Origin of the sequence: Shewanella sp. SM69 (genome assembly GCF_025653985.1) — a bacterium.
In the GTDB taxonomy this organism is placed as follows: Bacteria; Pseudomonadota; Gammaproteobacteria; order Enterobacterales; family Shewanellaceae; genus Shewanella; species Shewanella oncorhynchi.
The window spans coordinates 214,054-224,742 of sequence record NZ_JAKKRV010000008.1; the positions used below are offsets into that span (position 1 = coordinate 214,054).

Consider the following 10,689-nt stretch of genomic DNA (forward strand, 5'->3'; position numbering starts at 1 on the left):
AGTTAACGAACCTTATAATGACGTCGAACCCGACGTAAAATCCAAAATATCCAAGGCCAGATCACTAATCCTGAAATCGCAGGTAAAAATAGATCCGTTTTGAAAACAGCCTCTTGCATCACAAATTCCACCCAGTAAATCACTAAGTGATAAATACAAATCAGTAGCATGATCACTAACGACTGCTGCCATTGAGGGAAGTTTCGCAAACGCTGGCAATGCAAGATAGCGATATAAATAACCAAAGACATAGCTAAAGAGCGCACACCTAAGGTGGCTCCCAATAAAATATCTAATACTAGGCCTAAAACCCATGCGGTTAAGATGTTGTATCTGTGGGGTAATGCGATAGACCAATAGAGAACAATCATTAATAACCAGTCTGGACGCCAAGCATCAACAGCACTTGGTAAAGGCATGATCTGGCTGATCACGCCGATAAATAATGTCACCCAAACAATAAAGCGCCCATTGGCGGCCTGAAAACTCATTAATGCACCTCAGCCACAGAAGGAGTGGTTTCCGTTGACGGTTTGGTCGCAGGCGCGGTCACAGGTTTAGAAGCCTCTGCTGGCATGACACTTCCGCCAGCAGGAACAGCGCTATCTGCTTTTGATGCATTATCGCTCGATGAATGATCCGCAGCAGGCACGGTAGGCTGACTCGGTAAAGTCACACCTGAATCGGGGGATGGCCAAATCAACAATAAATAACGAATACGATCTAAAGCCGCTAAAGGCTGGGCGGTAACTCGAGCGTAACTTTGACCATCTTCAGTCAACACTTCCATAACCCGCGCGACCGGATAACCTTCCGGGAAACGATTCCCTAAACCTGAGGTGACCAGTAAATCGCCGACACGAATGTCGGTACTCTTGGCCACATGGCGCAGCTCTATTTCATCTAACTCACCCGTACCATTGGCAACAAGGCGCACATCATTACGGGTGATACGCACAGGTAATCCGTGTGATACATCGGAGAGCAATAACACCCTACTGGTCATTTCACTGACTTGTACCACTTGGCCAACAACCCCTTGGGCGTCGACCACAGGCTGCCCAACAAATACACCACTGCGTGAACCATGGTTTAACACCGCATAGTGATGGAAAGGATCGCTAGCCACCTCCAATACTTCAGCCACCATTTTGCGCGAATCAAGGTAGGCTGGTGAGCCCAACAGTGCGCGTAAACGTTCATTTTCTTGGCGTAAGTGTTCGAAACGCTGTAAGCGTTCACTCATCAGCAGTTGCTGCCTGAGCAGCTCTTTATTCTGCAACGCTAACATATTGCGGGTGGCAAAACTTTCAGACGACCAGTCAAGCGCAACACCAGGCACGCTCGCTAAATACTGCAATGGACTAAAAAAAGAGGATAACGATTGCCGTACAGGATCGAGGCGATGATTAGCCACGAGCAAAGCCACCGACAAAATAATTGCCAGTGTCAGACGGAATTGGTTTGAAATACCACGAACAAAAATTGGCTTCATAGGAAAGCTAAGGCGGTGATTAACCGCCCCATACCGAAGTTAAATTAGGTTTCTTCGGAGAACAGATCGCCGCCGTGCATATCAATCATTTCGAGGGCTTTACCACCGCCACGTGCTACGCAGGTCAATGGATCGTCCGCCACCATTACAGGAATTCCGGTTTCTTGCATTAATAAACGGTCTAAATCACGCAATAAAGCGCCGCCGCCAGTTAACACCATACCGCGCTCAGAAATATCTGAAGCTAATTCTGGTGGAGATTGTTCTAACGCCACCATCACAGCACTTACGATGCCAGATAATGGCTCTTGTAAGGCTTCTAAAATTTCATTGCTGTTCAGTGTAAAGCTACGAGGTACACCTTCTGCCAAATTACGGCCGCGGACTTCGATCTCGAGCACTTCATCGCCAGGATAAGCAGTGCCGATAGTGTGCTTGATACGCTCAGCCGTGGCTTCACCAATCAAACTCCCGTAATTACGGCGGACATAGTTGATGATCGCATCATCAAACTTATCACCGCCGATACGTACCGAAGACGAATACACTACACCATTAAGTGAAATAATCGCGACTTCAGTGGTACCACCACCGATATCCACCACCATAGAGCCGGTCGCTTCAGATACGGGTAAACCCGCACCAATCGCAGCTGCCATTGGCTCTTCAATTAAATATACTTCGCGAGCACCAGCGCCCATGGCTGATTCACGAATAGCACGGCGTTCTACTTGAGTGGCACCAACGGGCACACACACAAGCACGCGTGGACTTGGACGAAAAAAACTATTGTTGTGCACTTGTTTAATAAAGTGCTGCAACATTTTCTCCGTCACATAAAAATCTGCAATGACACCGTCCTTCATTGGGCGGATAGCTTGGATATTGCCAGGCGTTCTGCCTAGCATTTGTTTAGCTTCTGTGCCGACCGCGGCAACAGATTTCTGACCGGAGCCACTACGCTCACCACGTATAGCAACAACAGAAGGCTCATTGAGGACTATGCCTTCGCCACGAACATAAATTAATGTGTTAGCTGTACCCAAATCGATCGATAGATCATTAGAAAAAATGCCGCGTAGCTTCTTAAACATGTAACTAGCCTGTATTCTGTGGAGTCAGAAGAAAAGAAAAATCAGCTAACTTTATCAATGCCACCCTGATTCCACAAGACCGATGAGGTTAACAATCGCTAATGAGGTGATTTTTTTTCAAATCGCCACGTAAAAAACAGTATTTAAGCGGAAAATACTGTTTATTGACGAAAATATCAGCAACAAAAAACGAGTAAACACACAATTCAGCAACAAATATCAAACTAAGGCATTGCATTTAGAATCTGTTACAAGCGTTTTCGTCGACTTCTAATAAGTAAAATGGCAGCCCATTTCAAGGGAAAGCCTGAGTTCAATTTAATGAGAGAAATAACTCAGATTAGTTTACCTCACGCCAATAGATTATTTTGTCATGCCCTCGATAACGACCAAAATACGCACTTGCCCGCGGTTCAGTGACCCCTGTTGGCGATACGCCATTCCAATTCCAGTACCATTCTAGCCATGTCGGCACATCCAAGGGCGCCGTCACTTGGCCGCGGTATGGCAACCCACTTGTTGTAACGGCTTGCCAAAGCAACTCAAATTGGCCAGCTTGGAATGTTGCAGTCCCGCCAGAACGCACAACACTTTGTCCCGCCACTAAGTCGGGATCAAAATTGTAACCCAGAGCGGAATGATCAACCTGCGAACCCAAAGCATACACTGCCGTTGTGCAGTTATCGGCAGTATTTAAGGCCCAGCTGCTGCCATTCCAATATTCGGCTCGAGTCGGCATACGCAGTATTTCTGTCTCAGGACCATAGGTGTTATCCATCACCACACGGCCATGACGAAGGGTTTGAGTGCTGATTTTCTTAGCATTACAGTTAGTGCAAGTGCCTGTAGATGCCGCATCCATGTCTGGTGAGGCCACATAGCTGTAAAGCCCATTCGGCCGAGGATCGTTATCCATCAATTGCACGCCAATATCGAGCAGCTCAAAGGGGCCATCCTGATACAGATTCGTCGCCACATTTGGGGTCACCCGACTAAAGTTAGCTTGGTAAGAAGCATCGACCGTCGCCACACCTTGATTCCAACTTTCAGCCTTTATAGGTAAGGCACTTAAGCGACTCTGTAAATCGACACCATTATTGTTATTTTCTCCCACTAATTTGGCAGTGGCGAGGGAAAATGGCGGGAAATAGTTTTTCGTTATATCCCCCGCGATATTTAAAGCACTGAGCTCCATCGACATAGGGAACAGCTGATCCATATAGCTAAAGCCGCCACAGGCAGGTATGACCGATACGTTACTGACTAAAAATCTATCGGGCACAAAACGGCCAATATTAGCTGAATATCCAATTGGAATATTTAAGCTGCTTGCCGTCCCTAAATAATTTGGGCTCGCCTGCGCTGCAATTTGGAATACTCCAACTTCGCTGATGGTCTGATTGCTGATGGTATTGAGATTATTGGCCTGCGCCGAGTGGCTGTAGGATGCCACGCCTAACGCCCCATCAAGTCCGCCGTTGGCAATGCTTGGCGCAACGACTTTACTGGCAAGCTTCATCTGCGCATCACTAAAGTTAGGCGTGGGTAAGTTGCCCGAACAAAAGTCCGGATCGCCATCTTTTTCCCATGCCATCGCTTGCACCGTCATACCAAAGGTTTGACCCGCTTTACGATAAACATTACACGTCATATTCGCGCTTGAGCAGCTAGCATTGGCATCTACAGGCTTAACACACAATCCCGCTGGTACGCTGACAAATTGGTCTGAACCTGCCATGACTAAGCCCTGTTCATCACCTGTCCCTGTATATTTTGCATCTAGTTGTAATTTACCTGCATCAGGGTAATTGACTGAAATGCTTGCTTGTCCGTTGGTATCAAACAGCAGGTTCACCGCCGTAGGCGAGGCACTCGAGGTGCCAATTACCATATTGTTGATGGTGACGGCTTTAGGCGAGATAGGCGCGCTTGGCGTTTGGTAACTGCTCCAGAAATTCAGCGTTTTGGTCTGGCTTTGGAAGCTTGGGACACACTGCTTCGTCACATCGGATTTTTTCACCGCTTTGACTAACACTTGCTCGGGGCGATTCGCACGCTTATCGGGTACATCGAATACAAAACCACTGTCGGCAAAGGTGAGTGAACAATTGTTTTCACTCAAACCACCATTACCAATACGGCAAAGGGTTTTGCTTAATGGTTTAGTGGTGGGATTAGAGCCCTTCACGCCTAAAGTCACTACACCAGGAGTATTTCGCCTCAGTTGCAGTTGCGCCGTGCCACCGCTAAAACTCACTTGATTACCGCCAACCCATACGCCATCTGCCGCAGAATCAGGTAATAAGGTTGCGCTAAGAGGTGCAGTAAAGAGTTGACTACAATTCGCATTTGCACAGGCTCTAATCGTTACCATCTCAGCATTACAGGTCAGACCTTGACCCGTATGTTCAAACTCAAAATGATCGATCTGAGCACCAATAGGATTCGATTTTAACGCACAAATTTGCACGTTATCGATTTCGTGGTTGTTATTTGAGCCCCCCGTTGAGCCCGTTAAAGACAATAAAAAATCACTTGGAATGGCCGCCTGACCATTTTGTGCTGCAGCGTTAAATGCGGGAACTAAAGTCACAAAACCCGAACCTGTATTACGCTCAATTTTCACAATAGATTGATTCGCGGCTTGCGAATCAATTGTGATTTTATACCTGTGCGCAGGCGACACATTATTGCCGTCTACCGCAGGCGATAAGCAACTACCGTTCGTATTAGTAGTGCCATTACTACAAGCGCCGCGTAAATAATTATACCCTGACGTGCCGACACCCGAACCGCGAACCGCAACGGACTGGCGTCGCTGGCCGACATTAGAACTACCGCCTTCACCGGAGAAGTTACCGAACTCATCAATACCAAACCCAAGCCAACCACCCGCGAACCCATTAATACCAGGTTTATAACCGTAACCCAATGGACCGCCAAAGGCGCCAGGCTGCGGCGTTATAGAAGCATCCGATAACACTACCGCAATGCCGTCGGCACCATTGCCACCATAGGCATAGTGATCAAACTGGATCTCCACTAAGTTAGCTTTTCCAGGAAAGAGTCTTTGATAGGTAGATGCCGTAGATTGGTCAGATTTAGCTTCGGTTAAGCGTAATCGACCACTTCGAATAGATGGAGTAAAAGTGCCGCTGCTACGGGAAACGACCCAATCACTGCTTAATGCACTTTGGGAGAAAGTGTCATTAAAACACTGTAATACCGGTACATAATCATTAATACGACCACTACTCATAACCAAATAACGGCTGGTGACTCGGCCATTGATAATCGAGTTATTATTTAGACTTAATGTTGCATCGCTATAAACTCGCCCATTGAGTACAGCATCACTATTTAGCTGAATATTGCTATAACCGATAATAAGAGCAGAAGCAGCATTATTTTCATTGAATTTACTGCCATTTAATTCAAACTGTTGCTTTATAAAAATGCGGACATTGCCTTGCAAAATCACCTTAGCATCTTGATTCAAAGTAAAACTATCTACCCAATAGTCCCCTTCAGGTAAAACGAGTGTCGCGCCGCCCCCAATAGCGATAGTGTTAAATCGATACTCATTTTGAGTTGCCGATAGAGTCAGAGTACAAGCAGAATAAAGCGAAACATTACTAAACTGACTTTGCCCATTACCACCAAGCGTTAATTGCTCGCCAGTATTACAAGAACCATAACCGCCACCAGCACCACTACTCGATAAAAAAGCATTACTCCCAGTTAATTTTAAACCTCGAATATCACTGCCATCGATAGTGCATTTCCGCACTCCGCCTGTACCGTTATCACAACTGTTATTAGAAAGCCCACTGCCATCGTTACTCGAGCAATAATCTAATGCAGCACCACCAGTACCATTAATGATGCCATTACCATTTATCATTAATTGTGGCGATGATATCTGACGGCACACGTTTGAGTAATCACCATGATGACCTTGAGCAACTTTGGCAAAAATCACACTCTGATCAATAGGGTCGAATGCCATCACTGACGAGGGGAAACTCAAGATAAGTGCTGCCAATATGGCACGATAAAAAAGATTAATTCCCACGAGCTTCTACCTCAACTTGTCGGCTAACACGGGTCTCGCCGCTTTCACATACCGCTTTACTGTTGATTCGATATTGGGTGGTGGTACCTACCGCATAGGCTTTGCACGTCAAGGTCACAGTGCAGGCATGGAAACCGGTTACATTAGGAGGATTCCAAGTGCTCGTTGCAGGGCAAATGCCAACTAAACCATTTAATGGGAATAATGTTGCCAATGCGGCATCGGCGCCACTGTTCGCGGCGGCAAAGGCACGAGTCCCCCACACCTCCTGGGTTAATCCAGTATCGCCATCCTGCACAATATTGATCAGGGCTGACGCCAGTAGAAACATCACTGTGATCACAAACACGCCAATAATCAATGCACTCCCGCGTTGACGCGCAGGTAAAGCATGAGAGGACGATCTTGATAGTGATGATCTGGATGCTGAGTTACGCCCTACCGAGCGACAATGTGAATTAAGGAACATTGATCACCTGCACTTGATGTCGATATTGGAACGTCTCACCATTAACATTAAACCGCGGTTGTAAATGCACCATAGCATTATTCACTAGGCTAGATGGCGTTAAAATCAACGGTAAATCAGCACCATTATTTAAAACATTTGCCACACTTTGCGCCATTAGCACGCCCGTGCCCATAGTGGCAGGCATAGCGGCAGGATTTGGCTGAATGGCATTAAAGCTATAACCAGCATAACGCAATAATTGTAATTCATTGCCGCTTGGCCCCTTTTCAAAGCAATAGCTCACTGGACTCGAACCAAAATAGATCCTTTGTCGTGGTGATGCTTCTGCAAAACGTGTTGGCGCAGTAAAAGTCAGCGTCACTTGATGCTCCAAAGGGGAAGGCGCAGTAGCAATCGTTTTAACCTGTGCCCGCTTTTGTCTCGCGCTGCTATACACATCGGCATCAATCAAGGGATAGATCCAAGCGAATTGATTCACACGAATCGCACTCACCGTATTATCTAGAATAACTATCCCAGTGCTCGCGGCGGCAGCTGGCACTATTGGCATGGTTAGATAAGTCGTGCTGGCTTCGATAGGCACAAACTCAACACATTGATAGGTCAGCGAATCGGTATTAACTCGCAAGCTATTAGGTAAGGCACTGCGCAACTCACGGGTCACTCGCTCAACAGCAAAACGGCTCTGACTTAGCACTTGATCGACTGAACTCGACTCAACAAAAATCCGCGTACCAAAAATAATAAAACTACTCACCCCGACCACGAGAATCCCCAGAATCAAGATAACAGTGACCATCTCGACCAAGGTAAAACCTAGTGTGGATTTTTTATTAACCGCAGATAAAGGTGAGGCCATCAGTAATTACTCCTCACCATATTGTAAGTAATCACTTCGTTGTCGGGCGTCGTCACATTAATCGTCACTAGCTTAGTATTGGACACTGCGCCATAAGCAACTGTGACGCTTAAGCGATAGTTAGGATAAGCATTTGCATAGGTTTGGGTCGAATTGAGCATAGTGGCGGTTTCATTTAAGCCGTTGTAATCATCCACATCGTTAAAGTTGTTACGACTCTCACCGAACTCAGGGCCTAATGACGTTGAACAATTACTACCGAGCGGACTACCACAGGCTGGCGTGCCACCATTGGCATTGGTGTTTTGATCGTAACGTTTACCCCAGATTTCATTCATCACCGAATGTGCAAGCTCAGCACTGCGTACTCTATGTAAGGTACTGGCCGCACGATCAGCTTGGGGGAATAACATGCTGGTTAGCATCACTATTGCAATGCCAATCACTAACATACCAATGACTAATTCGATAAGGGTAAAACCCAACAAGCGGGCTTGAATATGGCCTTTAGAGAGAGCATTACTTCGCATAAATATAGCCCTCGGAGGATATATTAATCATCACAGTGTCATTTGCGGTCACGCGAATACAATCACCATTACAGCTTGGAAAAAGTCGGCCATTGATATCGAAATCAAGGGTAAAGTTGCTGCTGTTAGAGCTCACTAGCACTAATTGAGCACCACCTTGAAAAACTTGGGTATAAAGCGGATTTGGCGATAATGCAGTACCAGAACAAACCGCCCCATTTCGGGCAGAGAATTGACTCACTTGATAGCCAGTGCCAGAAACAGTTACACGAAAACATCTGTCGGTATTATTGAGCGCTTTTTGCTGTACTTGACGTAGCTCGCTAATGAACTCGTTACGTAAACTATAGGCACTGTAGGAAGACTGAGTAAACAGGCGTGGCAGTACAACCACAGCAAGAATTGAAATCAAGATGATGGTCGTTACTAATTCTACTAAAGTAAATCCGGCCTGTTTTGACATAGAGAATTTAAGCATCACTCGCGTTAATTGCTGATTTCATGTACTAGGTTCAGTTTCTGCCAACGATATGATTAACGCAAATAAATGTCGGAAAACCCTTGGCTGGCTCATTTATTTAAAATAATGTAAGAACCGTATTTTATCTAAAAAAAAGGCCTGCTAGGCAGGCCTTTTGATAACAGTTGAATTAGCAACCACTATCCGTAATCACATATTTAGGAGGCTCAGCAGGAGTAACAGTACCTGTTGTTACCGCTACTTTTGCTTCAGTGTAAGTTAAGAAGCAATTAGCTGGAGCACCATGAGCATAAATTTTCGCAGAGCCAGGAGTCCCAGTTGTTTCAGCAATTATCCAATCAGCTGTAGTTGCCTGTGTTCCACCGCTAGCAGCTTCAACATCAAAAGTAATGTCCATTCCAGCTTCTAATGACAGTTTAGTTGAACGCATATATCCATTGATGACAGCCACAGTACCAGAGTCTAAAGTCACTGTTTGAGGACCAACCTCTTTACCTGTTAACGCCGCTTTTGAGTAAACTAGACTATTAGCCCCTTGAATTGCGCCTTTTAAACCTTGCAGAGTTGAAGCTCTTGCATCACCTTGCAGGTTAATAAACTTAGGTGCCGCTGTGACAGCAAGAATACCTAAGATAATGATCACTACGACTAATTCAATTAAGGTAAAACCTTGTTGTCTTTTCATATAAAACTACCTTTCTTTCTAAGTGAGTACTCGTGTGAGTACTAATTAAGTTAAGTCACTTTTAGACTCTATTACTTTTAAACTAAGCTACTTAAAACATGAACAAAATAAAACTATTAATTACTGTCTATGGTACAAATGGCGTTTGGGTGAAACTTAATACTCTGCCTGTGCCTGGGTTATACACTATTCCCTTAGCACCTACCGTTGTTAAATCAGGGGCAGGAGTGGGTACACCATTCGTTTGATTTAACACCAGTGAAGCCACTTGGTGATAAACACATAAATCTAAACCTGCGACGACTGCGCCAGTAATTGAGTTAGCACTGCCGCCTGCGGCGTTAATAACACGAGCGGTATAACGTTGATTACGTGCATCTTGGTTAAATAATACGTTACGTGGAGCACTCTGCAACACAGTGTTAAACACTTCTTGGCAACTGGCATTTGTCATAGCTGTCGCACTGGTTACTGAAGTTCCCGTTGGATAGCCAAAACGTGTATCGACATTTACTGTGTTACCGTCGAGGATAACGCTGCTATTTTGACGCCCATCGACTTCCCACTGAGAACGCACAAAGCTAACTGCAGTCGATAAACCACCCGCAACACCGTCAACACTGGCATCTTCAGCATCATCGGTGACATTTAAGAATCGTGGAATCGCCGTTGCAGCGAGTAAACCCAAAATCACAATCACAATCACAAGTTCGATTAATGAGAACCCTGTTTGCTTAGTTTTCATATATCCGTCATTCCGCAGCTAATTCCAGAATTTAAATAGTGTGATCTGGCGATCAGCTTTTCATAAAAACTACGACACCATCTTGACCGCGATCGACAGTTTTGATCTATTACTGCTATTTGACGGTCTCAAAATATGTCTACCCATCCTGTTATTAAACGCTTAGATCACCTTGGTCTCATTGCCGCCTTTTGTCACGAAATTGGCCTGCCACGGATGATAGATGCCGTTATCCCAAAATATTCTGACCACA

11 protein-coding genes are annotated in these 10,689 nt (G+C 45.5%); 1 reads left to right on the top strand and 10 read right to left on the bottom strand.

Annotation, left to right across the window (positions count from 1 at the left end):
- Positions 1-2: 2 nt before the first annotated feature.
- From mreD to L5M37_RS13110, 10 genes are all read right to left on the bottom strand, one after another.
- Positions 3-491 (bottom strand): rod shape-determining protein MreD, encoded by a 489-nt coding sequence (mreD, locus tag L5M37_RS13065; protein WP_105251286.1) that lies wholly within the window; start codon positions 489-491, stop codon positions 3-5.
- A complete protein-coding gene (gene mreC / locus L5M37_RS13070; RefSeq protein WP_263200726.1) occupies positions 491-1,495 on the bottom strand; it encodes a rod shape-determining protein MreC in 1,005 nt (334 codons plus the stop codon). Before mreC ends, mreD begins: the two co-directional genes overlap by 1 nt.
- A gap of 44 nt (positions 1,496-1,539) precedes the next feature.
- Positions 1,540-2,589, bottom strand: a complete 1,050-nt coding sequence (locus tag L5M37_RS13075) for a rod shape-determining protein (RefSeq protein ID WP_105251284.1) — start codon at positions 2,587-2,589, stop codon at positions 1,540-1,542.
- Positions 2,590-2,929: 340 nt separating this feature from the next.
- Complete coding sequence (locus L5M37_RS13080) at positions 2,930-6,664, bottom strand: DUF6701 domain-containing protein (RefSeq protein ID WP_263200728.1); 3,735 nt, start codon at positions 6,662-6,664, stop codon at positions 2,930-2,932.
- Positions 6,654-7,133: an MSHA biogenesis protein MshP gene (locus L5M37_RS13085; protein WP_263200730.1), complete on the bottom strand. Its 480-nt coding sequence runs from the start codon at positions 7,131-7,133 to the stop codon at positions 6,654-6,656. The genes L5M37_RS13080 and L5M37_RS13085 overlap by 11 nt, the downstream gene beginning before the upstream one ends.
- The gene (locus tag L5M37_RS13090) at positions 7,123-7,995 is read right to left on the bottom strand and encodes a PilW family protein (RefSeq protein ID WP_263200732.1); all 873 of its coding nucleotides are present in this window, start codon (positions 7,993-7,995) and stop codon (positions 7,123-7,125) included. Before L5M37_RS13090 ends, L5M37_RS13085 begins: the two co-directional genes overlap by 11 nt.
- Positions 7,995-8,525, bottom strand: a complete 531-nt coding sequence (locus L5M37_RS13095) for a type II secretion system protein (protein ID WP_198573061.1) — start codon at positions 8,523-8,525, stop codon at positions 7,995-7,997. The genes L5M37_RS13090 and L5M37_RS13095 overlap by 1 nt, the downstream gene beginning before the upstream one ends.
- Positions 8,515-9,003 (bottom strand): type II secretion system protein, encoded by a 489-nt coding sequence (locus L5M37_RS13100; protein WP_263200734.1) that lies wholly within the window; start codon positions 9,001-9,003, stop codon positions 8,515-8,517. Before L5M37_RS13100 ends, L5M37_RS13095 begins: the two co-directional genes overlap by 11 nt.
- A 172-nt stretch (positions 9,004-9,175) precedes the next feature.
- Positions 9,176-9,691: a type II secretion system protein gene (locus L5M37_RS13105; RefSeq protein WP_263200735.1), complete on the bottom strand. Its 516-nt coding sequence runs from the start codon at positions 9,689-9,691 to the stop codon at positions 9,176-9,178.
- Between the two features lie 127 nt (positions 9,692-9,818).
- Positions 9,819-10,436, bottom strand: a complete 618-nt coding sequence (locus L5M37_RS13110) for a prepilin-type N-terminal cleavage/methylation domain-containing protein (protein ID WP_105251278.1) — start codon at positions 10,434-10,436, stop codon at positions 9,819-9,821.
- A gap of 135 nt (positions 10,437-10,571) precedes the next feature.
- Between L5M37_RS13110 and L5M37_RS13115 the strand changes: the two genes are divergently transcribed.
- On the top strand, positions 10,572-10,689 hold a 118-nt coding region (locus L5M37_RS13115), incomplete at its 3' end, for a DUF4277 domain-containing protein (RefSeq protein WP_263200747.1).

Excerpts from the sequence above, each read along its gene's own strand:
- mreD (WP_105251286.1), bottom strand. The coding sequence starts at position 491 with ATGAGTTTTCAGGCCGCCAATGGGCGCTTTATTGTTTGGGTGACATTA.
- mreC (WP_263200726.1), bottom strand. The coding sequence starts at position 1,495 with ATGAAGCCAATTTTTGTTCGTGGTATTTCAAACCAATTCCGTCTGACA.
- L5M37_RS13075 (WP_105251284.1), bottom strand. The coding sequence starts at position 2,589 with ATGTTTAAGAAGCTACGCGGCATTTTTTCTAATGATCTATCGATCGAT.
- L5M37_RS13085 (WP_263200730.1), bottom strand. The coding sequence starts at position 7,133 with ATGTTCCTTAATTCACATTGTCGCTCGGTAGGGCGTAACTCAGCATCC.
- L5M37_RS13090 (WP_263200732.1), bottom strand. The coding sequence starts at position 7,995 with ATGGCCTCACCTTTATCTGCGGTTAATAAAAAATCCACACTAGGTTTT.
- L5M37_RS13095 (WP_198573061.1), bottom strand. The coding sequence starts at position 8,525 with ATGCGAAGTAATGCTCTCTCTAAAGGCCATATTCAAGCCCGCTTGTTG.
- L5M37_RS13100 (WP_263200734.1), bottom strand. The coding sequence starts at position 9,003 with ATGCTTAAATTCTCTATGTCAAAACAGGCCGGATTTACTTTAGTAGAA.
- L5M37_RS13105 (WP_263200735.1), bottom strand. The coding sequence starts at position 9,691 with ATGAAAAGACAACAAGGTTTTACCTTAATTGAATTAGTCGTAGTGATC.
- L5M37_RS13110 (WP_105251278.1), bottom strand. The coding sequence starts at position 10,436 with ATGAAAACTAAGCAAACAGGGTTCTCATTAATCGAACTTGTGATTGTG.